Annotated in this window: 22 protein-coding genes; 12 read left to right on the top strand and 10 right to left on the bottom strand. The window is 66.7% G+C overall.

All coding sequences use genetic code 11. The features are described 5' to 3' along the window. Positions 1 to 19: 19 nt before the first annotated feature. Together CH276_RS25655 and CH276_RS25650 are read left to right on the top strand one after the other, a co-directional pair. Positions 20 to 370, top strand: coding sequence for a YciI family protein (locus CH276_RS25655; protein ID WP_032397443.1), 351 nt, complete (start codon positions 20 to 22; stop codon positions 368 to 370). Beyond that, a complete protein-coding gene (locus CH276_RS25650) occupies positions 367 to 1,623 on the top strand; it encodes an RNA polymerase sigma factor (RefSeq protein WP_094628542.1) in 1,257 nt (418 codons plus the stop codon). Before CH276_RS25655 ends, CH276_RS25650 begins: the two co-directional genes overlap by 4 nt. A 148-nt stretch (positions 1,624 to 1,771) precedes the next feature. On the opposite strand, the gene glpD is transcribed toward CH276_RS25650, so the two are convergent. The 3 genes from glpD to CH276_RS25635 all read right to left on the bottom strand — a co-directional run bounded on the left by glpD (position 1,772) and on the right by CH276_RS25635 (position 6,332). Next, complete coding sequence (glpD, locus tag CH276_RS25645; protein WP_032397444.1) at positions 1,772 to 3,502, bottom strand: glycerol-3-phosphate dehydrogenase; 1,731 nt, start codon at positions 3,500 to 3,502, stop codon at positions 1,772 to 1,774. 66 nt (positions 3,503 to 3,568) lie between these two features. Further along, complete coding sequence (locus tag CH276_RS25640) at positions 3,569 to 4,786, bottom strand: aminotransferase-like domain-containing protein (protein ID WP_094628540.1); 1,218 nt, start codon at positions 4,784 to 4,786, stop codon at positions 3,569 to 3,571. A gap of 142 nt (positions 4,787 to 4,928) precedes the next feature. Continuing rightward, positions 4,929 to 6,332, bottom strand: coding sequence for an NAD(P)H-quinone dehydrogenase (locus CH276_RS25635; protein ID WP_045195809.1), 1,404 nt, complete (start codon positions 6,330 to 6,332; stop codon positions 4,929 to 4,931). A 181-nt stretch (positions 6,333 to 6,513) separates the two neighbouring features. Here CH276_RS25635 and CH276_RS25630 point away from each other — a divergent pair, with 181 nt between their 5' ends. After that, on the top strand, positions 6,514 to 6,978 hold the full coding sequence (locus tag CH276_RS25630; RefSeq protein ID WP_032397447.1) for a gamma-glutamylcyclotransferase: 465 nt from the start codon (positions 6,514 to 6,516) through the stop codon (positions 6,976 to 6,978). 13 nt (positions 6,979 to 6,991) lie between these two features. Here the strand turns inward: CH276_RS25630 and CH276_RS25625 are convergent, their stop codons facing one another. The 4 genes from CH276_RS25625 to CH276_RS25610 form a co-directional block, all read right to left on the bottom strand. Then, entirely contained in the window at positions 6,992 to 7,453 is a 462-nt protein-coding gene (locus tag CH276_RS25625; protein WP_217901347.1) for a TrmO family methyltransferase domain-containing protein, read from the bottom strand. 17 nt (positions 7,454 to 7,470) lie between these two features. Next, positions 7,471 to 8,634, bottom strand: a complete 1,164-nt coding sequence (locus tag CH276_RS25620) for a M20 family metallopeptidase (protein ID WP_032397448.1) — start codon at positions 8,632 to 8,634, stop codon at positions 7,471 to 7,473. Beyond that, positions 8,631 to 9,794, bottom strand: a complete 1,164-nt coding sequence (locus CH276_RS25615; RefSeq protein WP_045200012.1) for a M20 family metallopeptidase — start codon at positions 9,792 to 9,794, stop codon at positions 8,631 to 8,633. The genes CH276_RS25620 and CH276_RS25615 overlap by 4 nt, the downstream gene beginning before the upstream one ends. Positions 9,795 to 9,907: 113 nt before the next feature. After that, on the bottom strand, positions 9,908 to 10,612 hold the full coding sequence (locus tag CH276_RS25610) for an enoyl-CoA hydratase/isomerase family protein (RefSeq protein ID WP_094628538.1): 705 nt from the start codon (positions 10,610 to 10,612) through the stop codon (positions 9,908 to 9,910). Between CH276_RS25610 and CH276_RS25605 the strand changes: the two genes are divergently transcribed. Together CH276_RS25605 and CH276_RS25600 are read left to right on the top strand one after the other, a co-directional pair. Then, positions 10,611 to 11,513: a purine-nucleoside phosphorylase gene (locus tag CH276_RS25605; protein ID WP_371828388.1), complete on the top strand. Its 903-nt coding sequence runs from the start codon at positions 10,611 to 10,613 to the stop codon at positions 11,511 to 11,513. The two genes, CH276_RS25610 and CH276_RS25605, sit on opposite strands and share 2 nt — an antisense overlap. Next, on the top strand, positions 11,510 to 13,111 hold the full coding sequence (locus tag CH276_RS25600) for a phospho-sugar mutase (RefSeq protein ID WP_094628536.1): 1,602 nt from the start codon (positions 11,510 to 11,512) through the stop codon (positions 13,109 to 13,111). Before CH276_RS25605 ends, CH276_RS25600 begins: the two co-directional genes overlap by 4 nt. Before the next feature lie 14 nt (positions 13,112 to 13,125). On the opposite strand, the gene CH276_RS25595 is transcribed toward CH276_RS25600, so the two are convergent. Beyond that, a complete protein-coding gene (locus CH276_RS25595; RefSeq protein WP_254923837.1) occupies positions 13,126 to 13,980 on the bottom strand; it encodes a DUF2797 domain-containing protein in 855 nt (284 codons plus the stop codon). A 74-nt stretch (positions 13,981 to 14,054) separates the two neighbouring features. Then, entirely contained in the window at positions 14,055 to 14,678 is a 624-nt protein-coding gene (gene upp, locus CH276_RS25590; RefSeq protein WP_032398209.1) for a uracil phosphoribosyltransferase, read from the bottom strand. 133 nt (positions 14,679 to 14,811) lie between these two features. Here upp and CH276_RS25585 point away from each other — a divergent pair, with 133 nt between their 5' ends. Genes CH276_RS25585 through CH276_RS25570 form a run of 5 tightly spaced genes read left to right on the top strand, consistent with a single transcriptional unit; the run spans position 14,812 to position 18,226 of the window. Further along, positions 14,812 to 15,144 (top strand): type VII secretion target, encoded by a 333-nt coding sequence (locus CH276_RS25585; protein WP_032397451.1) that lies wholly within the window; start codon positions 14,812 to 14,814, stop codon positions 15,142 to 15,144. A 6-nt stretch (positions 15,145 to 15,150) separates the two neighbouring features. Beyond that, positions 15,151 to 16,275, top strand: a complete 1,125-nt coding sequence (locus CH276_RS25580) for a C40 family peptidase (RefSeq protein WP_094628534.1) — start codon at positions 15,151 to 15,153, stop codon at positions 16,273 to 16,275. Then, entirely contained in the window at positions 16,272 to 16,625 is a 354-nt protein-coding gene (locus CH276_RS25575; RefSeq protein ID WP_094628532.1) for a hypothetical protein, read from the top strand. Before CH276_RS25580 ends, CH276_RS25575 begins: the two co-directional genes overlap by 4 nt. Then, positions 16,622 to 16,936 (top strand): YbaB/EbfC family nucleoid-associated protein, encoded by a 315-nt coding sequence (locus CH276_RS28645; protein ID WP_045195821.1) that lies wholly within the window; start codon positions 16,622 to 16,624, stop codon positions 16,934 to 16,936. The genes CH276_RS25575 and CH276_RS28645 overlap by 4 nt, the downstream gene beginning before the upstream one ends. Before the next feature lie 15 nt (positions 16,937 to 16,951). Then, positions 16,952 to 18,226, top strand: coding sequence for a primosomal protein (locus tag CH276_RS25570; protein WP_176459444.1), 1,275 nt, complete (start codon positions 16,952 to 16,954; stop codon positions 18,224 to 18,226). Positions 18,227 to 18,247: 21 nt separating this feature from the next. On the opposite strand, the gene CH276_RS25565 is transcribed toward CH276_RS25570, so the two are convergent. Beyond that, positions 18,248 to 19,372 (bottom strand): adenosine deaminase, encoded by a 1,125-nt coding sequence (locus tag CH276_RS25565; protein ID WP_045200020.1) that lies wholly within the window; start codon positions 19,370 to 19,372, stop codon positions 18,248 to 18,250. A 247-nt stretch (positions 19,373 to 19,619) separates the two neighbouring features. Between CH276_RS25565 and CH276_RS25560 the strand changes: the two genes are divergently transcribed. Both CH276_RS25560 and CH276_RS25555 read left to right on the top strand, forming a co-directional pair. Beyond that, on the top strand, positions 19,620 to 21,122 hold the full coding sequence (locus CH276_RS25560; RefSeq protein ID WP_094628530.1) for an APC family permease: 1,503 nt from the start codon (positions 19,620 to 19,622) through the stop codon (positions 21,120 to 21,122). A 20-nt stretch (positions 21,123 to 21,142) separates the two neighbouring features. Further along, entirely contained in the window at positions 21,143 to 21,997 is an 855-nt protein-coding gene (locus tag CH276_RS25555) for a universal stress protein (protein WP_094628528.1), read from the top strand. Positions 21,998 to 22,137 lie beyond the last annotated feature (140 nt).

Genomic DNA, 22,137 nt, shown 5'->3' with positions numbered 1-22,137 from the left:
ACGAACCCGAGGAGTCTTCATGACCACGTACGCAGCCATCGTCTACACCCATGATGCCGACTGGACCTCGCCCGAGGTCGCCGACGAGATGGCCGAATACGGTGCATTCAGTGCCGCGGCCGGATCCGCGATCACCGGCGGAGCGGTCCTGCATCCCACGTCGACCGCCACCACGGTGCGTGTGTCGGGAGGGAAGGGCGGCGACGTCCTGACAACGGACGGTCCGTTCGCCGAAGCGAAAGAGGTGCTCGCCGGGTTCTTCCTCCTCGAGGCACAGGACCTCGATGCCGCGATCGCACTGGCCGCCCAGATCCCAGCGGCATGGAACGGAGCAATCGAAGTCCGGCCGGTCATTCCGATGACTCGATGAGTACACCGGCCCAGCACCTCTCGGCCGTGGTCCGTGACGAGGGTCGCCGGGTCCTGGCGACCCTCGTGCGCACCACCGGCAGTTTCGCCGTCGCCGAGGACGCGGTCTCCGAGGCGGTGGTGACCGCACTCGCTCACTGGCCCGGATCGGGTGTCCCCGACAATCCGCGTGCCTGGCTCACGACCGTGGCCCGCAACAAGGCGCTCGACATCCTCCGGCGCGAGGCCGGGCGCACCGCGAAGGAACGAGAGGCGGCGGATCTCGCCGTGTCGAACCAGAACTGGAGCGAGAGCGACGAGTCCGAGATCGACGACGATCTTCTGCGGTTGGTCTTCACCTGCTGTCATCCGACGCTCTCCGTCGAGGCGCAGGTGACACTGAGCCTGCGCACTCTCTGTGGGCTCGCCACTGCCGACGTCGCCCGACTGATGCTCGTGCCCGAGGCCACCATGTCCAAACGGCTCACGCGTGCGAAGAAGAAGATCGCAGCTGCCAACATTCCGTATCGAGTACCGGATTCGGCGGAGTTGCCGCAACGACTCGACGCGGTGGCCACCACGGTGTATTTGATGTTCACGGCCGGCCATCTCGGCGGCGAGACGCTGGTGCGGCCTCGACTGTGCGACGAGGCACTCAGGTTGGCCCGCGTGCTGATCGACCTGATGCCCGACGAGCCGTCACTTCGGGGGCTACTGGCCCTCATGCTGTTCACGGATTCGCGCCGGGCGACCAGGACCGATGAATCGGGCGGCCTCGTCAGGCTCGAGGATCAGAACAGATCTCGATGGAATCGAGAGGCGATCGAGGAGGGCGTCCGGTTGATGGACGGTGCTCTGCGGCGCAACGACTCTCGGCCCAGTCGCTACACCGTCCAGGCAGCCATCGCCGCGTGTCACTCCACAGCAGCGACCTACGCCGACACCGACTGGTCTCGGATCGTCGCGCTGTACGACGCGTTGGCGGTTGTGGAGAACACACCGATCGTGGCACTCAACCGCGGCGTGGCCATTGGAGAGAGCCAGGGGCCTGCCGCCGGGCTCGACGCACTCGACGCCATCGATTCTCTGGGCGGCCACTACCTGTGGCATGCCTGTCGAGCTGTGATGCTCGATCGCCTGGACCGCGCGGAGGAGGCCAGGAACGCACGAACGACCGCGCTAGCTCTCGGCCCGTCGCCTGCCGAGAGGGCGTATCTCGAGGCGCAGCTCGCGCCGCCCTCCCACCCTGTCGAGCGACGACGGGAAGAAACCTGAAAGCTCCCTGTCAGGTGCGACCAAGCCCCTTCACAGCTTCGCCGACCACCATGGATCGCATGCTGACACTTGCGATACTCACCCTGCTCGTCATGGCTGTCTCCGGCGCGACGGCCGCTCGCGCGCCCCGGACGCTGGTTCGACTGCGCTAGATCGTGCGAACGGGTTCGAGGATTTCCTGGCGGGCCTCGGGCGCGACGACGCGCAGCGCGTCTGCCGACTCGTCGTCGGGCTGACGCTGCGACTCGATCTCGGCCTCCACTCGGGCTCGGTAGGTCTCGACCTCACGATCGACCGTGGCCTCGTCCCAGCCCAGAACCGGTGCGATCAATGCAGCGACCTGACCCGCGCAGTTCATCCCACGATGCGAGTACTCGATCGAGATTCGGGTCCGACGCGAGAGCACGTCCTCGAGATGCAGTGCGCCCTCCGCTGCCGCGGCGTACACCACCTCCACCTGGAGGTATGCCGGCGCATCGGTGAGTGGTTGCAGCAGTTCGGGTTTGCCGTCGGCCATGGCCAACACTTCGTCGATCAACGAACCGTATCGGTCGAGCAGATGCGTCACCCGATGCGGATGCAGCTTGTGCATCTCGCCCAGGTGCGGTGCTTGATTGACCAGCGCGAAGTAGCCGTCGGCACCGACGAGGGGCACCTTCTCGGTGATCGAGGACGCCACCCGCACCGGGATGTCCTCGGCGGCCAGATCGACTGCGTCCTCGGCCATCACGCGGTAGGTCGTGTACTTGCCGCCCGCGATGGCAACGAGTCCGGGTGCAACCCGAGCGACCGCGTGTTCCCGGGACAGCTTGGAGGTTTCGTCGCTCTCGCCGGCAAGCAGTGGCCGCAAGCCCGCGTAGACCCCGTCGATGTCCTCGTGGGTGAGCGGCGTGACGAGCACCGAGTTGACCTCGCCCAGGATGTAGTCGATGTCGGCCTTGGTGGCGGCCGGGTGTGCGAGATCGAGGTTCCAGTCGGTGTCGGTGGTACCGATGATCCAGTGCGCGCCCCACGGAATGATGAACAGCACCGACTTCTCGGTGCGCAGAATGATCGCGGCCTCGCTGACGATCCGATCGCGCGGCACCACGATGTGCACGCCCTTCGAGGCGCGTACCCGGAACCGTCCGCGCATGTTTGACAGCGACTGGATCTCGTCGGTCCACACGCCGGTGGCATTGATCACCACGTGTGCACGGACCTCGGTGGTGGCACCGGTCTCCGAATCACGCACGCGGACACCGGAAACTCGGTCGGCCTCACGCAGGAATCCGACCACCTGGGTCGATGTGCGCACCACTGCGCCGTAGTGGGCGGCCGTTCTGGCGACCATCATGGTGTGCCGGGCGTCGTCGACGACGGTGTCGTAGTACCGAATCCCGCCGATCAGCGACTTGCGTTTGATCCCGGGCGACATACGCAGTGCACCGGATCGAGTCAGGTGCTTCTGCTGCGGCACCGATTTGGCCCCACCCATGCGGTCGTAGAGGAAGATGCCCGCGGCGATGTAGGGCCGCTCCCACAACCGATGCGTGAGCGGGAAGAGAAATTTCAGCGGCTTGACCAGGTGCGGTGCGAGCGTGGACAAAGAGAGTTCGCGTTCGTGCAGGGCCTCGCGCACGAGCCCGAACTCGAGCTGCTCGAGGTATCGAAGCCCGCCGTGGAACATCTTGGACGAGCGAGAGGACGTTCCCGACGCGTAATCACGCGCCTCGACCAGGGCGACCTTCAGTCCGCGCGTCGCCGCGTCGAGGGCCGCTCCTGAGCCGACGACGCCACCGCCGACGACCACTACGTCGAACTGCTCGGTTCCGAGCTGGTCCCACGCCTCCACCCGCTGGTCGGGTCCGAGGAACTTCGTATTCGATCGGTTGCTCATCTCGAACGCTCCCTCTCCTTCGAAAATCCCCGCATTGCTTGCACGTCAGGCTACCGCCCCTGGTCGTCAGGCCGCAGAACCTGCCGAGTGCGCGGCGGCCAATCGTTGCACTGCGTCTGCCAGCACGGGCGGGGTGGATCCGGCGTAGCTCAACCGGAGCGAGTGACGGTACTGCGCACCCGACGCGAACGCCGTTCCCGGCACGAAGGCAACTCCGTGCTCGAGTGCCGCATCGAGCAACTGGCCGGTGTCGGTTCCGTCCAGGAAGGTGGCCCAGGCGAACATCCCTCCCGCGGGGCGTGAGACGACCAGCCGATCACCGAACTGTGCGGCGAGAGCGGCGATCAATGCCGTTGCACGGCAGGCATACTCGCGCCGCAGAACAGTCAGGTGTGCGTCCAGCCACGCGGAGTCGGCGAGCATCTCCGCCGTCATCGACTGCGTCAGCGAGGATCCGCACAGATCCGCGCCCTGCTTGAGCAGTTCCACCGCCGCACAGACGCTGGGTGGGGCGACGAACCAGCCGACTCGGAGCGTCGGAGCCAGGATCTTCGACGCACTCGACAGTCGGATGACGCGATCGCTGTGACGCGCGATCGGTGCCGGCGGGGCGTCGACGCCGGATTCCGTTGTTCCGAACCAGATCTCACCGTACGGGTCGTCCTCGATCACCCAGAATCCGTAGTGATCCGCCAGCGCCGCGAGGTGACGACGTCGCTGCTCGCTCATCGTGACTCCACGCGGATTGTGGAAGTTGGCGACGGTGTGGACCACAGCGGGCCGCAGTCCCGCTGTCAGTCGAAGTTCGAGTTCGTCGGTGTCCATTCCGGTAAAGGTCAGGGGAATGGACTCGATGCTCGCTTCGGCGATAGAGAAGACCTGCAGCGCACCGGTGTACGCGGGTTCGTCGACCACGACGACAGCGCCCGGGTCGATCAGGGCCTGCGCGAGCAACGTCAGGGCCTGTTGCGAACCGTGCGTGACGATGACGGACTCGACCGGAACGGGCACTCCCCCGCGCACGGCCGATTCCCTGGCCGCAATGACGCTGCGCAGAGTGCGGTGACCGGATGTCTCGCAGTACTGCACCGCGTCGGGGCGGCGAAGCGCAGCCTCTGCGGCTGCGGCGATGCGGTCGACCGGTATCAGATCGGTGGCCGGTAGACCTCCGGCCAGGCTGATCACGTCGTCACGTGCGGTGAGGGACAGGAGGTCGCGGATGGCCGAGCTTGTGAGCGAGTCGGTGCGCCTGGCCAGGCCGGCGGGAAGGTACGTAGAGGACATGAGAGAGACTCCGGGGCAGCAGGAATGGGGGAAGAACGGCCCGCGGATCCGCTGAGTCGAAGAAGGAGCGGACGGGTGTGTCCGCTCCTTCGACTGTCTCACGTGCTACCGAAATATGAAACGCGATTCTCACATCGTGAGATCAGTCCAAATCGTCGTGCGCCATCAGCTGGCGCGCGGCCTCGATGACCGAACCGGACAGCGACGGGTACACCGAGAACGTGTTGGCCAGGTCGTTGACCGACAGATTGTTCTGCACCGCCATCGCGATGGGCAGAATCAGCTCCGACGCACTCGGGGCGACCACGACACCGCCGATGACGACGCCGGTGGCCGGACGGCAGAAGATCTTCACGAAACCACGCTTGAGGCCGCTCATCTTCGCTCGCGGATTGGTGGTGAGCGGCAGCATCACCACGCGCGCGGGCACGTCGCCTGCGTCGATCGTGGACTGCGCGACGCCGACCGACGCGATCTCGGGCCGAGTGAACACCGCCGAGGCCACGGTCTTGAGCTTGATCGGGCTGACCGCCTGCCCCAGTGCGTGGTACATCGCGATGCGTCCCTGCATCGCCGCGACCGAGGCCAGCGGCAGCAGACCGGTGCAGTCGCCGGCTGCGTAGATGCCCGCGACCGCGGTACGCGAGACGCGATCCACGCGCAGATATCCGCCCTTGTCGAGTTCGATGCCGACCCTCTCGAGACCGAGACCGGAGGTGTTGGGCACCGATCCGACGGTCATCAGCGCATGGCTGCCCTCGACGGTGCGACCGTCCGAGAGCGTGACGCGGACACCGTCGTCGGTGCGGACCACCGAATCGGCGCGGGCATGCTTGACGAGGGTGACACCGCGCTCGTTGAACGCGTCCTCGAGCACCAGCGCGGCGTCCTCGTCCTCGTGCGGGAGGACGCGGTCACGGCTCGAGACCGCGGTGACCTTGACGCCCATCTCGGTGTAGGCCGAGACGAACTCGGCACCGGTCACACCGGATCCGACGACCACCAGGTGTTCGGGGAGAGCCTCGAGGTCGTAGAGCTGACGCCAGTTGAGGATGCGTTCGCCGTCGGGCTCGGCTCCCTTGACCACGCGGGGGCGGGCTCCGGTCGCGATGAGCACGACATCGGCGTCGAGGATGCGTTCTTCGCCGTCGGCGAGGACGGCCTTGATCTGGTGCGAGGCCATCCCGACATGGGAGTCGATCATCTCGGCGCGTCCGGCCAGCAGTTGCACCCCGACGGAGGTGACGCGGTGGGCGATGTCGGACGACTGCGCCTGCGCGAGGCTCTTCACGCGGTCGTGAATCTTCGGCAATGCGACGGCGGCCTGCGACGGATCGAGGGAGATGCCGAGGTCGCTGGCTCGACGCATCTCGGTGCGAATGCCGGTCGACGCGATGAACGTCTTCGACGGCACGCAGTCCCAGAGGACGCAGGCACCGCCGATACCGTCGGAATCGACGAGCGTCACCTCTCCGCCGTGCTGTGCGGCAACCAATGCTGCTTCGTACCCTGCCGGACCACCACCGATGATCACAATCCGGGTCATTGATCCTCTTCTCGCGTGCTCGAAATCTCTCGTTGTCTCGCGTCAACGGTATTCGAGAGGCTGTCCTCGCGCGTCGGTAGGGCTGGCTTCGTCGGCCCGATGGGAGGCCGGACCTGGGGCGACGCACCGAAACACGACCACGGGGCGTCAGTGTGCACCGATACGGTTTAGGCTGGCCGACGTGCCAATTTATGCCGCCTACGGATCGAACATGCATCCGGAGCAGATGTTGCAGCGATGCCCTCACTCGCCCCTGTCGGGAACCGGATGGCTGCACGGATGGCGGTTGACCTTCGGCGGTGGCGACATCGGCTGGGAAGGCGCGCTGGCGACGGTCGTCGAGGATCCCGACTCGCAGGTCTTCGTGGTGCTCTACGACGTGTCCGAGGAGGACGAGGAGAGCCTGGATCGCTGGGAGGGCTCCGAACTCGGCATTCATCGGAAGATCCGGCTGCGCATCGAGACCGGCCGGGAGCCGGTGCTCGCGTGGATGTACGTACTCGACGCCTACGAGGGCGGTCTGCCGTCGGCACGCTACCTCGGCGTGATGGCGGAGGCAGCCGAAATCGCCGGTGCCCCAGCCGAATACGTGCGAGACCTACGCACCCGCAACAGCCGCAACGTCGGCCCGGGTACCACCTCGTAGCGAAAGATCCAGCTCAGAAGTAGTTCTTCATGACCGACGCCACCCACGCCGGTTCCCTCACGTCTTCACGCTTCGGAACCATGGACTGCAGGAACGGCTTGACATCGAACACCGGTGAGCCGTCGATCGCATCGAGACCTCGGACTCGGATGCGCAGTCCGTCCACGTCGACGAGCTCGCACCGCGACACCCCGAGATGGTTGGGTCGGTCCTTGACTCGTTGAGCGAGGACACCCACCCGAGGAAGCGTCGTATCACCGCGGGGGTGCCGTGAGCCGGTGGTCGTCGCGGCGGGATCGCACAGGTGGAAGCCGTAGACCACCTCGAGGTGGGAGAACTCGGCGAGACCGAGGGTCGCGTCGGCGTCGAGGACACTCTCGTGCAGGTCGATCACGGACTCGAGCGACCCCCAGTTGTCGTCCACCACTTCGGCGCGATCGGATCCGACGATCCCGATCGGCGACACGTCGAACACCGTCTCGTCCCCCACCTCTAGTTCGGATCCAGCGCGATTGCGGTCATCACCTTCACGCCGACGGCCAGTGCTCGTTCGTCGAGATCGAAGGTGGGTTGGTGGATGTCGAGTTGTGGTCCGGTACCCGGCCACACACCGAGTCGAGCCATGGCGCCCGGCACGCGTTCGAGGTACCACGAGAAATCCTCACCGCCACCGGATTGCGCGGTATCGGCCAGCGCGTCGGGTCCGACCCGGCCGATGGCCTTCTCGAACGTGTGCGTCGACTCCGGATCGTTGACCACGGGAGGCACGCCGCGACGGTAGTGCAGCTCGAATCGGACCCCGGTCGGTGCGAGCAATCCGGTGACGATCTCGCGGACCAACGGTTCGAGCAATGCCCAGGTCTCGTGGTCACCGGTGCGGACGGTGCCGGTCAGCATGCCGGTCTGCGGTATGGCGTTGGGAGCCTGGCCGGCGACCACCGCTCCCCAGACCATGACCGTGCTGGTCCGCGGGTCGATTCGCCTGCTCAACATTCCGGGCAGGCCGGTGATGACGGTGCCGAGCGCGTACACGAGATCGGTGGTCAGATGTGGCCGCGAGGTGTGCCCGCCGGGCGAATCCAGCCGCAGCTCGACGGTATCCGCCGCCGAGGTGATCGCACCGAGACGTAGGCCGACCTGCCCCACTTCGAGCCGCGGATCACAGTGCAGCGCAAAGATCTTGGTGACGCCGTCGAGCGCTCCCGCGGCCACCGCGTCGAGCGCACCGCCCGGCATGACCTCCTCGGCGGGCTGGAAGATCAGACGCACCCCGTACTGCAGGTCCGGCAGCGACGCCAGCGCCAGCCCCGTTGCGAGCAACACGGTGGTGTGTGCGTCGTGCCCACAGGCGTGGGACACCCCAGGCACGGTCGACGAGTACACCGCGCCGGTGTTCTCCTGCAGCGGCAGGGCGTCCATGTCCGCCCGCAACGCCACCCGGGGACCGTCGGGACCGATGTCGCAGATCAACCCTGTTCCGCCGGGGAGCGGCTTGGGTGACAGGCCCGCTGCTTCGAGATGCTCCATCACGAATGCGGTGGTGCCGAATTCGCGTCGAGCCAGTTCCGGATTGGCGTGAATGTGCCGACGCCACAGAGACAGGTCGGCCGTGTGCGCGTGAATCCACCGATCGATCGCGTCTTCTCGGGTGCTCACGACTGCGCCGCCGAGCGGGCGATCACGCCGTCGAGCAGACGAGCACGGGTACCGGGATCGGCGGCGGCACGCGCAGCGGTCCTGGCGAGACCGAGGGCTCCGTCGAACAATGCCCGATCGGCCGACTCCGTGATGCACGCGGCGGCGAACTCCGGCTGATGCGTCACCGCCCCTCCTGCATCGAGTCCGACGACGGGATGGATACCGGGTAGAACATTCGTCACGTTTCCCATGTCTGTGCTGCCCAACGGGCGAAATCCTTCCAAATCCGGAGCGAGGGGCGATCGGCCCAGCGCTTCGATCTCCTGCCGAAATGCCGCGACCAGCCACGAATCCGGCGTCAACGCCGCGTAGGTCGGCGACACCGTACGGATCTCGTGAGTGCACCCGGTGGCGATCGCTCCTGCCTCGAAACACGCGTACGTCTTCGCGGTCAGAGCGTGCAGCGATTCGGTGGTGTTCGCGCGCAGGTAGTACAGCAACTCCGCGTGGCCGGGCACGATGTTCGGGGCCGCACCCCCGTCACTGACGATGCCGTGCAGCTGCTGACCCGGCGCGAGGTGCTGCCGCAGTAGCCCGAGTGCCACCTGACTGATGGTCACCGCATCGCCTGCGTTGATCCCCCACTCGGGAGCGGCGGACGCGTGGGCGGCCCGGCCGGTGAACTCGACGGCGATGTCCGCCAGCGCCAGCGACGTCGCACCGACGATGTCGAAGGGACCGGGATGGACCATCAACGCCGCGCCGACGCCGTCGAACACTCCTCTCTCGAGCATCAACACCTTGCCGCCGCCGGTCTCCTCGGCCGGGGTACCGAGCACTCGCACGGTGATGCCGAGAGCGTCGGCGACCGGAGCGAGCGCAAGCGCAGCACCCACAGCCGAGGCCGCGATGATGTTGTGCCCGCACGCATGACCGATCTCGGGCAAAGCGTCGTATTCGGCACAGATACCGATCACCAGATCGCCGCTGCCGAACGACGCGGTGAAGGCGGTGTCCATGTCCGCAACGGCCGTCTCGACCTCGAAATCGTGCGCCCGGAGGGTATCGAGGATCTTGGCGACGCTGCGATGTTCGGCGAACGCCAGCTCCGGTTCCGCGTGGATCGAGTGCGAGAGCGCGACCACTTCGTCGGTGGCGTCGGCCAGGGCGCGGTCCATCGCCTCGCCCACGGCAGCACTGTTCGATTCGTCGATCACGAGAGACAGTGTGTCACTAGCGCGACCGAGTGTCGGAACAGAGCTGTGCCGAGTCGCGGGTGACGACGGTCCTGCTACTTCCCGAAGCTGAAGTTGCTGTCGTCTGTCGTGGTGTTCAGCGCGGCGAGCAGATCCACGTGCATACGACTCTTGATCCCGGCAAGGTTCGCACCCCGGGTGCTCGTCAGCGCCGCCGCCTTCGCGACCGCGTCGGACAGCAGCGTCTCCTCCGATGCCGTCGCCTCGACGATTCCGGCGACCACTGCGTCGGCACCGCCGTAGCGGCGACCGGTCGTCATGGCTTCGACGGCGGTCTGCTTGGGCAGCCGGGAGTTGATCAGAGCAGACATTCCCACGGTGAACGGCATGTTCAGGTTCACCTCGGGCAGGCAGTAGAAGCCTCGGTCGGCGCGCTGGACACGGAAGTCGTGCGAGGTGGCGAACATCGCGCCCGCGCCGAATGCATGCCCCTGCACAGCAGCGACGGTGGCCATCGGGAAAGCGAGCAACCGGGTGTAGAGGGTGTGGACGCGGTCGAGATACCAGGTGATCTTGTCCAGGTTGGCGAAGAGCCAATCGGTGTCGAGACCGTTGCTGTAGAACTTGCCCGCCGACGTGGTGACCAGTGCCGCCGGACCGGTCGACGCCTCGACCTCGTCGAGCAACGCGTGGGTGGCGTCGATCCAGTCCGGGTGGAACCGATTCTCTGGATTGTCCGCTCCGTCCTGGGCACCGAGGAACAGGATGTGGACGTCGCCGTCGCGTTCGAGATAAGGCATGCAGCGGATACTACCCAACGGTAACTTCCGCCGGTCGCACATCCGTGTCGTCGATCTCCTACTGTTGTTCATCGTGGCAACCACCGACGCACATACGACCGACCCCGTGACCGATCCCGACGGTGCCGCGCGCACCGCCGCCGACGCACTCGCCGCAGCAACCGGGGTCGATACCCACACCGTGGCCATCGTTCTCGGTTCCGGATGGCAGGCGGCAGCCGACGTCTTCGGCTCCCCCACCGCGACCGTGCGCATGGCCGACCTGCCCGGTTTCGCGCCGCCGTCGGCGTCGGGACATTCCGGCACCATCACCTCGGTGGACGTCGGCGGTACCCACACACTGCTGCTCCAGGGACGCACTCATGCCTACGAGGGCCACGATCTACGACGCGTCGTGCATCCCGTGCGGACCGCGATCGCCGCCGGTGCCACGACCGTCGTGCTGACCAACGCTGCAGGCGGTATCAGGGACGGTATGAGCGTCGGGCAGCCCGTGCTGATCTCCGACCACCTCAATCTCACGGCTCGCTCGCCCCTCGTCGGTGCCGAATTCGTCGATCTGGTCGACGCGTACTCGCCCGAACTTCGCGCGCTCGCGGCACGGATCGACCCGTCGCTCGAGGACGGCGTCTACGCCGGACTGCCCGGCCCCCACTACGAGACGCCCGCCGAGATCAAGATGCTGCGCACGCTCGGTGCCGACCTCGTGGGGATGTCTACGGTGCACGAGACGATCGCCGCCCGCGCGAAGGGTGCACGCGTCCTCGGCATCTCTCTGGTGACGAACCTCGCCGCCGGAATGACCGGCGAACACCTCGATCACACCGAAGTGCTCGCTGCCGGAAAGGATTCCGCCGCTCGCATGGGAGCGCTGTTGCACGAGTTGGTTTCACGCCTGTGACCGAGGAGCTCACCGAGCGGGTGCAACGATGGATCGCAGGCGATCCCGACCCCGTCACCCGCGAGGAACTCGACGGCCTGTCCGACGCCGAACTCGCCGACAGGTTCAGCGGTCCCCTGACGTTCGGCACCGCGGGGCTCCGTGGCCCGGTGCGCGCGGGACCGAACGGGATGAACGTGGCGGTGGTGACGAAAACCTCGGCCGGCATCGCGGCGTGGTTGATCGAGAACGGTCTCGGCGGGTCAACCGTTGTGGTCGGTCGCGACGCCAGAAACGGATCCGAACAGTTCGCCTTCGCGGCCGCCGAAACCTTCTCCGCCCAGGGCTTTTCGGTGGTGATGCTGCCTCGGCCACTGCCGACCCCCGTCGTCGCCTTCGCTGTGCGGGCACTCGACGCCGAACTCGGCGTACAGATCACGGCGTCGCACAACCCTGCGGCCGACAACGGGTACAAGGTGTACCTACGCGGCGGCTCGCAATTGATCCCGCCGAGTGACGCCCAGATCGAAGCGCTGATCGCCGCCACGGCCGACGCGGTCGAGATCCCGCGCGCGATCGTGCAGCCCGGCGGCTCCGACATCGCAGCGCGATACCTCGACTCCGTTGTCGCACTGCCACGTTCGACGCGTCGAGACATCCGCATCGCGTTGACTCCCCTGCACGGTGTCGGTGGCGAGCTCGCGACGGCCGCACTGCGTGGTGCGGGGTTCCGTGACATCCGGGTGGTCGAGGACCAATTCGAACCGGACCCCGCGTTCCCGACCGTGACGTTCCCCAACCCCGAGGAACCGGGCGCGGCCGACGCGGTGCTCGCACTGGCGGCCGACATCGACGCCGATATCGCGATCGCACTCGACCCCGATGCCGACCGCTGTGCGGTCGGAGTTCCCGGGCCCGACGGCTGGCGCATGCTGACCGGCGACGAGACCGGTGCCCTCCTCGCGAATCACCTGCTGAGCCAGTGCCCCGCAGACCCGTTGGTGGCCAACACGATCGTGTCGTCACAACTGCTCTCGGCGCTCGCCCCGGCGCGCGGCGCTCGCTATGCCCGCACCCTGACGGGCTTCAAGTGGCTCGTCCGTGCGGGTGAGGGCCTCGTGTACGCCTACGAGGAGGCCATCGGACACTGTGTCGATCCGACGGTGGTGCGGGACAAGGACGGCATCTCGGCCGCCGTGGTACTCGCCGACCTGGCCGCCGGCCTGAAGCAGGAGCGCCGCACCCTGCTCGATGTGCTCGACGACCTCGCGGTCGAGTTCGGCGTACACCTGGGTGCACAGGTCTCGCGGAGGGTGCAGGACCTCGCCGAGATCGGGAACATGATGGACCGGCTCCGCATCGAACCGCCGACCGAATTGACCGGTCGGGCCGTCACCGTTGTGGACTACGCCCAGCGCGACGACGAATTACGCACCGACGCAGTCGACATCAGCGGATCGGGGCTGCGGGTGATCGTGCGACCGTCCGGTACCGAACCGAAGCTCAAGGCCTACCTCGAAGTGATCGAGCAGGTCGACGGCCGAGAGGACCTGCCGAGAGCGCGGGCGGCAGCAGCCGAGATCCTGGCCGAACTGACCGACTACGCCCAACACCTCTAGGCGTCGAGGAACCCTCAGAACAGCGCCGACTGCACCGCAGGCAGATCGGACGTGAAGGCCCCCAGTTCGATTCGCCGACCCTTCAGCGCCGCCAGATCCACGACGTAGGTCTCGTCGTCGACGGTCGCGATCACCGCCTGCCCGACGCAGGTCCTGATCTCGAGACCGTGGGATCCGGTTGCGATGTCGGCGGGGTAGGCGACGCGACTGACGTTCTCGCTCAACGCTTCCCGGCCTGCGGGCGGGGCCCACCGTTCGTCGACCGGGGTGCATCCGGCGATGCCTGCCTCGGTCAGCATCTCGCGGACCTGCTCGGCCCTGGCAGCGGCGGCAGCGTCGAGCCTGTCGACGTCGATCGGCAGACACAGCGAGGCGGCCTTTGCGGCCGACCGCACCGCCTGCCGTAGTCCCATCGATTCGGTCACGAGATCCTCGGCCACTCGGACGACCTTTCCGTCGTCCGCGTGAGCGACGTACCGAGCGCAGATGGCACCTTGCTCGGCCAATCGGCCCCATTTACGGGTGTCCGCTGCCGTCCCGATCTTGAAGGTGCCGTTGGCGAACGCTGCCAGATACAACCAATGCGGTTGCATGACATGCTTTTCCAGATCCCGCGAGACGAACCCGCTGCGATGTACGGTGTGCACGAATCGGAAGCTGTCCTTGTCCGCGCACGACGCGCACTGTCCCGACGCGACGGCCCGCTCCCGGCCGGGGCACGGCACGTAGCGCGGCGGGCCGTCGGCCCGAAATGCCATGCGCCCGGTGCAGTACCGATCGGTCGACGCACCCGGCGCACGGAATCCGAGCGTGCGACCGACCAGTTCGCGGAACTCGATCTGCTCGGTGGCGACGTCGAGCAGCCGCAAGCCGGGCTGCGGTGCAGGTGACGCCGCCGACGGCCACGAGACGCCGAGGACCAGACTCGGCGCGGCAGCGTTCGTCAGCGCGGGCCGAACTGACGATCGCCCGCGTCGCCGAGGCCGGGAACGATGAAGGCGTTGTCGTTGAGGCCGTCGTCGATGCTCGCGGCCACCAGTCGTACCGGCAGACCCGAGGCTTCGAGGGCGGCAACCCCTTCGGGAGCAGCAACGACGCAGATGGCGGTCACGTCGGCTGCGCCGCGGCCGACGAGCAGTTCGATCGTGTGAACCATGGATCCGCCGGTGGCGAGCATCGGGTCCAAGACGTAGACGGGCGTCCTCGACAGATCGTCGGGCAGCGACTCCATGTACGGCACGGGCTGGTGCGTTTCCTCGTCTCGGGCCATCCCGACGAAACCGACGCCGGACTGCGGGATGAGGCTGCTGGCCTTCTCGACCATGCCGAGGCCCGCACGCAGAACCGGAACCAGCAACGGCGGTCGAGCCAGCCTGGTTCCCTCGGTGACCGCGACGGGTGTCCGAACCTCGAAGGTGTCGATCGCGGCATCGCGGGTGGCCTCGTAGACCAGCATGTGGGTGAGCTGGCGCAGAGCCGACCGGAACGTGGCGTTGTCGCTGCGCTCGTCCCGCATCGTGGTGAGCAGGGCTGCGGCCAGTGGGTGATCGACCACGTGTGTTTCCATGCCGACCAGAATAGGACCTGCGCGGCGGGGCGCGAACGGCAACTCGGGGGAACCGAATGGCACGTACCCGCGTCGAACCAGTTGGGCGTCGCACTCGGCGACCGTGAATCGATTGCATTCTCAGGGGGCAGTGATGGCCGAGCTCGTCGTCGAAACCGAGGGGGTCCTCGCATACGGTGCGGTGGCGTCGACCATGGCCGAGCAGATCGCGGCGGCAGGTGCTGCCGCCGCCGCGTGCGGCCCCGCTGTGCTGGCTCCGGTCTTCGGCCTGATCGGACAGGAATTTCTCGGCGCCGTCACCGGCACCCATCTGGCGCACACCGATGCCGTGGTGCGCCTGGCCGGCGCGGTGGCGAGCATCGGCTCCGCGGCCACTGCATCCGCGGTCTCGTACGCCCTCACCGATGCCGGCACCGGCGCAACCGTTGCGGCCTCGGCCGCCGGTGTCGCGACGGACGCGCGGTAAGCGCCGATGATCGATCTGCTGGCCCGTCCCATCGTCGATCTGCTCGGGGCCTTCGGCAACGGGGCGCTCCCCACCGGGGGGCCGGCCGACGTGCTGCGGGTGTCCTCGGCAGCGATCGAGGCGGCTCGGGGAATCGGCAGGGTCGCGGTCACCGAGCTCGCTGCGAATTGGAACGGTGAGGCCGCCGATGCGGCAGTTCGCTACGCCGAGAACGCCCATACGAGCGCCGTCGCTCTCGCCGACCACGCCGACGACATCGCTGCCGTCGTCGATCAGGCCTGTCGCGACACCAACCAAGGCTTCCGCGAGCTGCAGGCGATCGTGCAGTCCTTCGTGGGGATCGCACTGTCGGCCGGGCCGATCATCGCCACCCCGCCGGGGCAGACCATGCTGATCACGGCGGCCATCGAGCACCTCGAGCGAGCTCTCGTGGTGGTGTCCAGGGTTCGCGGCGAATTGGCCGTCCACACCGCGAAAGTCGGTGAACTGGCCGTTCCGCCCACGGTTCCCGCCCCCGTGGGCGGCGAACCGACACCGGCCTCCGGCGCACCCTCGAATCTCATGACCTCGCCCGCGACATCACAGGTGATCGAGGCAGGCGAGAAGCTGGCGAAGACGTTCGCCCAGTCCGTCTCGTCCCCCGCCGCGGGGACCGAGTCGCTCGGCAGCGGTGGTGCCCACAACTACCTGGGCAATCCGGGCACCGATCCCTCCCGATCCCCCGAGCACATCGGCCGGGGAGTCGAGATACGCCTACCCGACGGCAGTACCGTCACCGCACCCAACGCCGAAGCCGCAGGTGCCGTCCGCAGTGCACTGACCCAACAGGGTGTGCCCTACGCGTGGGGAGGTACCACGCCGGGCCGCGGGCTCGACTGCAGCGGATTGACCCAGTGGGCGTACGCGCAGCAGGGCATCGAGATCCCGCGTCTGGCACAGGAACAGGACATCGGATCCGCCGTGGCACCCGGTGAGGTGATGCCCGGCGACCTCGCAGTCTGGGACGGGCACGTGGCCATGGTCATCGGAAACGGTCAGCTCGTCGAGGCCGGCGACCCCGTGCAGGTGGGACCGATCAGAACGACCAACAGCGGTATGGGCTTCAAGGGCTTCTACCGTCCGACCGAATGAGGGGTCAGACGATGACGGACTCGGACACCACCGTCGTCAGCGCGGTGTCGGGTACTCGATCGGGATCGGTGACGGTGCGTGCCACCGAACACGGACTGCCGATCGGAATCGTCATCGACGAGCGCGAACTGCGCTACGGCGGAGGCGCATTGGCGTCGACGATTCTCCAGCACTGCGAACGGGCCAGCGCGGCTGCCCGCGCTCGGCGCCGCACGCTTCTCGCCGAGGACGGCGTTCCCACCGAGGTTCTCGATCGCCTCGGTCTGCCCACCCTGGCCCGAGTCGCTGCCGAGGCGAACGAGAATCTCGCAGAGGACTCCGCACCCACGAGTTGGTTGAAGCAGGTATGACCCACGCCCGCACCACCGACCTCGACACTCTGGTCGGCAGCGCCCAGGACCGGCTCGATGCGCTCCGCGAAACGCACGAGCGCCTGGACCGCATCAGGATTCGACTCACCTCGCCGGACAACCTGGTCACTGTCGTCGCCGACGGATCCGGAGCCCTGGTCGAGCTCGAGCTCGCCGAGAACCTCGGATCGGTTGCCGCCCACGCACTCGCGTCGACGATCACCGCAGCGGCCGCAGAGGCCGCCGCTGCGGCGCTCGAGCAGCGCGAGACGATCCTGCAAAGTCTGCGGGGTTCGTTCACAGACTCCTGAGATAGGCTTCGCGCCATGGCTGGAGACATCATCCCGATCGAACTCGGTCTCACCGCAGGTGACTTCTCGACGCTGTGGGCACCGGAGTGGCGAGAAGGCGACGACGAGTGGGAGGCATTTCTCGGACACGAGGAAGACCTGTACGGCTTCTCGAGCGTCGCAGAGCTCGCGGCATTCGTCAGATCCGACGACGACAACGATCTGGTCGACCATCCGTCGTGGAAGGTGGTCTCCGCACTCGCCGCACACGAACTCGAGCCCGACGATCTGCACCGCTTCGATCTGGTGGCGGTACCGGAGCTGGTGGCCTCCGACCCCGAGGCCGACGTTCTCGCCGAACTGCAGGCCACCTTCGACATTGTCTCCTCCATCGGCGATGTCTGCGAATTGCGCCCCGTCACAAGCTTTTTCGGCTCCAACCCGTTCGTCGGGGCCGTCGGCGGAGGCGTCGAGAACTTCCTCGGTCGCGAGGGCGGAGAACTCTGGGACCGCATCGGAGCGACTGTCGCCAAGCACTGGGACGACGTGCTCGACGCCGTCGACTCCATCGTCACCTCCCCCGCTGTCGACTCCGCTGCTGTTGCCGTAGCGGAAGCCGAGATCACCGCCGCGGCGGAGAACGCCGTCGACGCCGACGACGTCACGGACGACATCGACTCCGATTCGGACGACGACGACGACGACGACGAAGACGACTCTGCCGAGGTGGACCGTGATCCGATCGCCGCGGCGGCCGCCGAGGAGACCTTCTGGACCACCGTGGGCATCGACCCGATTCGCATCATCACCTCGGACGACACCCTGTACACCCTGCGGTGCTACCTCGGTGACAAGCCGGTGTTCCTCGGTCGCGGCGGAGCCATCAGCGTCTTCGGTTCCGAGCGGTCGCTGGCCCGGTATCTCGCCGACGACCACGATCACGACCTGGCGCAGGTCAGTACCTACTCCGACGTTCAGACCGCGGCCATCGACGGATCCCTCGACATCACCGTCACCGACGACAACGTGTACGTGCTGCCAGGTCTGGCCGACGACCTCGCCGAAGGCCCCACTGCAGTCGACGTCGACCAACTCGACCTCGCTGTCGAGTTGTTCACCGACGCAGCCGATTTCGCCGGCGACGACTCCGTGGACGAGGCTCTCGCCACGTCCACGCCGCTGGGCTGGTACGTCTCGTACACCCTCGAACCCAGCCCCGATCGGCTCGCCCCGAGCGCACCGTTCGACGTCGAGGCCGAGGCGTGGCGCGTACTCGAGCGTGAGTTCGAGAGCCGGCTGCGCAAGAAGTAGCAGCCGGCTCGGTCCGCGGCATCAGCCGATGAGCACTGCGTAACCGGGCTTGATGACGTCGTCGATGAGGGCCAGCCGCTCGTCGAACGGCAGGAACGCCGACTTCATCGCGTTGATGGTGAATCTCTCGAGATCGCTCCAGCCGTAGCCGAAGGTCTCGACCAGCTTGGCCATCTCGCGACTCATCGAGGTATCGCTCATCAACCGGTTGTCGGTGTTGACGGTGACCCGGAATCGCGCTCGGGCCAGCAGATCGAACGGGTGCGTCGCCAACGATTCGACGGCACCGGTCTGGACGTTGGAGCTGGGGCACAGCTCCAGGGGCATCCTGGTGTCGCGGACGTAGGCGGCCAGCAGACCGAGTTGTGGTGTGCCGTCGTCACCGGTGGTGATGTCGTCGGTGATTCGTACTCCGTGACCGAGCCTGTCGGTGCCGCAGAACGCCACTGCTTCCTGGATCGACGGCAGACCGAACGCCTCCCCCGCGTGAATGGTGAAGTGCGCGTTGCTCGCTCGCATGTACTCGAAGGCGTCGAGGTGGCGGCTGGGAGGAAAGCCCGCTTCGGCACCGGCGATGTCGAAGCCGACGACGCCGCGGTCGCGGAAGCGAACCGTCAGTTCGGCGATCTCCCGCGAACGCGCCGCATGCCGCATGGCAGTGAGCAAGGTGCCGATCGTGATGTTCTTGCCGCGCACCTTGGCGGCGGAAATACCCGCCTCGAAACCGGCGAGAGTGTGGGTGACGACCTCGTCGAGAGTCAGGCCACGCTCGAGGTGCTGTTCCGGAGCGAAGCGCACCTCGGCGTACACGACCCCGTCGTCGGCAAGATCCTCGGCACATTCGCGCGCCACTCGGAACAGCCCTTCGGGGGTCTGCATCACGGCGACGGTGTGCGCGAACGTCTCGAGATACCGCACGAGGGAGCCGCTGTCCGCGGCGTCGCGGAACCACTCGCCCAATGCTGCACCGTCGGTGGCGGGAAGATCGTCGTAACCACATTCCTCGGCCAGCTCCAACACGGTCTGCGGGCGGAGTCCGCCGTCGAGGTGATCGTGCAGCAACGCCTTGGGAGCGGTCCTGATCGACGCGAGATCGAGTGGCGCACTGCCACCGATCGAGGACTGAGTGTTCTCCGCGGTGCTCATGTGACGACGGTAGCGTGCGGCCCTCGCGCACGCGCGTCCGCCGAAGCCCATCGGCGAGTCCACGGATTTCGGCGAACCTCGCCGCTTGCGCGACCCATTCCGTTGCATTGTTACTCCGATGAAAACAATTCCGTCGATACACAGCGAATCGGCGACGGAAATCGTAGTGTTCATCCCACACACGCGGCCGATTCTGTCGGGTCCCCCCCTCCGACGTGCTCGGTCGACTCGAACTTCGGAGAGACCTATGTCCACTGTGGAACCGCCGAACACCCTTCCGGGTAAAGGACTCAACACCGGCGCTCTCGGGTTGGTCGGCAACATCGTCATCGGGCTGTCGGCGGTGGCTCCGGCATACAGTCTGGCCGCCACCCTCGGCTACGTCGTTCTGGCCGTCGGCGACAAAGCGCCGTCCATGTTCCTCATCGCATTCGTCCCGATGTTGCTCACGGCCTTCGCCTACCGAGAGCTCGGACGCGACACCCCGGACTGCGGAACGTCGTTCACCTGGGGTACCAAGGCGTTCGGCCCGTGGGTGGGCTGGATGGCGGGATGGGGGCTGGCGGTCTCGGCGATCATCGTGCTCGCCAACGTTGCCGAGATCGCCGCCATCTACCTGTTCGAGTTCCTCGGCCTGTCGGACCTGGCGGAGTCGACCGCGGCCAAGGTCGCCCTCGGTTCGTTCTTCATCGTCTCGATGACCTACGTCAGTTTTCGCGGCATCCTCATCAGCGAACGGATGCAGAACGTGCTGCTCGTCGTGCAGTTCGGTGTGCTCATCGGAGTGTCGGTGACGGCATTGGTCAAGGTGGGCACGGGCACCGCGGGACCACAGGCCATCACCCCTGAGTGGAGTTGGTTGGTCCCCACCGGGGTGACGATGTCCGACGCGGCCCAGGCCATCATTCTGTGCATCTTCATCTACTGGGGATGGGATGCGTGCCTGGCCGTCGGCGAGGAAACCAAGGATTCGGAGAAGACCCCGGGCCGGGCCGCAGTGATCACCACACTGATTCTCGTCGCGACGTACGTGCTGGTCGGATACGCCGTGCAGTCGTTCGCCGGGTTCGGCGACACCGGAATCGGCCTGAACAATCCGGACAACGTCGACGATGTGCTCACCATTCTCGGCGATCCGGTCGCCGGCTCGATCGTGGCGTCGCTGCTGCTGTTGACGGTCTCCATCTCGGCACTGTCCTCGACGCAGACGACCATCCTGCCCACGGCCCGCGGAACACTGTCGATGGCCGTGTACGAGGCGATTCCCAAGCGGTTCGCCAGCGTGCACCCCAAGTACATGACGCCCGGCTTCGGCACGCTCGTGATGGGGGCCGCGGCCCTGATGTTCTACCTGGTGCTGACCTTCGTCAGCGCCAACGCGCTGCAGGATTCGGTGGCTTCGCTGGGACTGGCCGTCGCGTTCTACTACGGCATCACCGCGTACGCGTGCACCTGGTATTTCCGTCGGACCCTGTTCTCGTCCGTCCGAAACCTGTTCATGCGCGGCATCTTTCCACTTCTCGGCGGATTGTCGATGACATGGGCGTTCGTCCAGAGCGCGGTCGACATGATCAAGCCCGACTACGGTTACACCGTCTACGGTCCGATCGGCGGAGTGTTCGTTCTCGGCGTCGGCATGCTGGTACTCGGAATTCCGCTCATGCTCTTGTGCTTCGTGGGCAACAGGGACTTCTTCCAGGGCAAGACACTCACCGCGTCCACCGAAGTCAAGGTTCCGGACACTTACTAGCAGAGAAGGACACCGAGCTCATGAAGATCACCGTCGGCTACCTCGCCACCCCCAGCGGAGACGACGGCGTAGCCCTGGCCACCGCCCTCGCCCGTGCCCTCGATGCCTCCATCGACATCGTGCTGGTCATGGCCGTGGACGAACCCGTCATGGAGGGCAGCGGACCGTACCGAAAGGTTCTCGAGGCCAAGGCGCGAGGCTGGGTGGACGACGCGGCCGCCCAGGTGCCGTCGGGCATCGAGGTGACCACGCACGTGCTCACCCACGAGTCGTTCGCCCGTGCCCTGATCGACTTCGCGGTGAACACCGATGCCGACATGATCGTCGTCGGCGGTGCCGGTGACGGTCTGTTGAACCGGCACTCGATCGGGTCGGTCGCCAGTCAACTGCTGCATGCGTCGGAGGTACCGCTGGCCCTTGCCCCTCGGGGTTACCGGCTCTCCAGCGCTCCGATCACCGACCTGACCGTCGCCGTCCCCACTCGGGCCTCTGCCCCGAATCCGCTGCCCTTCGCCATCACCCTTGCCAGCGCGGCGCACGTGCCGGTGCGCTTGGTGTCGCTGGTCTCGCTCGAACCGACCGGGGCTCCGAGCGACGAGACGTCACTGGACACCCGACGACGACAGGTTGCCGCCGCGCAGGACAATCTCGATCGGGCGGTTCGCGCCCTCCCCGATATCGACGGCCTGCAGTCCGTCGTCGCCGACGGGTCGACGCTGGACGAGGCGATGGGCAACCTCGACTGGAAGCCGGGCGATGTGCTGTTCCTCGGCTCGAGTCGACTGGCGACTCCCAAGCGGGTGTTCCTCGGTTCGAGCGCAGCGAAGATTCTGCGGGCCGCCCCGGTGCCGGTGGTCGTCGTCCCGCACGAGTAGAGCGGCTGCGCCGCATGTGAGCGGAAATTCGTAGCAGAGGTCGTGTGCTGTCTTGATACATGTGGGACACGGGTGTCTCGATACATGTGAGACACGATTCTAAGCGGCGGGGCGGGGGAGTTGTCCTTGGTAGAGCTTGT

The organism is Rhodococcus sp. 06-470-2 (assembly GCF_002258235.1).
Lineage (GTDB): Bacteria > Actinomycetota > Actinomycetes > Mycobacteriales > Mycobacteriaceae > Rhodococcoides.
The sequence above is the reverse complement of the archived record's forward strand: the minus strand, read 5'-3'. Positions and strand labels throughout refer to the sequence as shown.

Excerpts from the sequence above, each read along its gene's own strand:
- CH276_RS25655 (WP_032397443.1), top strand. The coding sequence starts at position 20 with ATGACCACGTACGCAGCCATCGTCTACACCCATGATGCCGACTGGACC.
- CH276_RS25650 (WP_094628542.1), top strand. The coding sequence starts at position 367 with ATGAGTACACCGGCCCAGCACCTCTCGGCCGTGGTCCGTGACGAGGGT.
- glpD (WP_032397444.1), bottom strand. The coding sequence starts at position 3,502 with ATGAGCAACCGATCGAATACGAAGTTCCTCGGACCCGACCAGCGGGTG.
- CH276_RS25640 (WP_094628540.1), bottom strand. The coding sequence starts at position 4,786 with ATGTCCTCTACGTACCTTCCCGCCGGCCTGGCCAGGCGCACCGACTCG.
- CH276_RS25635 (WP_045195809.1), bottom strand. The coding sequence starts at position 6,332 with ATGACCCGGATTGTGATCATCGGTGGTGGTCCGGCAGGGTACGAAGCA.
- CH276_RS25615 (WP_045200012.1), bottom strand. The coding sequence starts at position 9,794 with ATGGACCGCGCCCTGGCCGACGCCACCGACGAAGTGGTCGCGCTCTCG.
- CH276_RS25605 (WP_371828388.1), top strand. The coding sequence starts at position 10,611 with ATGCAGCGGATACTACCCAACGGTAACTTCCGCCGGTCGCACATCCGT.
- CH276_RS25610 (WP_094628538.1), bottom strand. The coding sequence starts at position 10,612 with ATGCCTTATCTCGAACGCGACGGCGACGTCCACATCCTGTTCCTCGGT.
- upp (WP_032398209.1), bottom strand. The coding sequence starts at position 14,678 with ATGGAAACACACGTGGTCGATCACCCACTGGCCGCAGCCCTGCTCACC.
- CH276_RS25585 (WP_032397451.1), top strand. The coding sequence starts at position 14,812 with ATGGCCGAGCTCGTCGTCGAAACCGAGGGGGTCCTCGCATACGGTGCG.
- CH276_RS25580 (WP_094628534.1), top strand. The coding sequence starts at position 15,151 with ATGATCGATCTGCTGGCCCGTCCCATCGTCGATCTGCTCGGGGCCTTC.
- CH276_RS25575 (WP_094628532.1), top strand. The coding sequence starts at position 16,272 with ATGAGGGGTCAGACGATGACGGACTCGGACACCACCGTCGTCAGCGCG.
- CH276_RS28645 (WP_045195821.1), top strand. The coding sequence starts at position 16,622 with ATGACCCACGCCCGCACCACCGACCTCGACACTCTGGTCGGCAGCGCC.
- CH276_RS25570 (WP_176459444.1), top strand. The coding sequence starts at position 16,952 with ATGGCTGGAGACATCATCCCGATCGAACTCGGTCTCACCGCAGGTGAC.
- CH276_RS25565 (WP_045200020.1), bottom strand. The coding sequence starts at position 19,372 with ATGAGCACCGCGGAGAACACTCAGTCCTCGATCGGTGGCAGTGCGCCA.
- CH276_RS25560 (WP_094628530.1), top strand. The coding sequence starts at position 19,620 with ATGTCCACTGTGGAACCGCCGAACACCCTTCCGGGTAAAGGACTCAAC.
- CH276_RS25555 (WP_094628528.1), top strand. The coding sequence starts at position 21,143 with ATGAAGATCACCGTCGGCTACCTCGCCACCCCCAGCGGAGACGACGGC.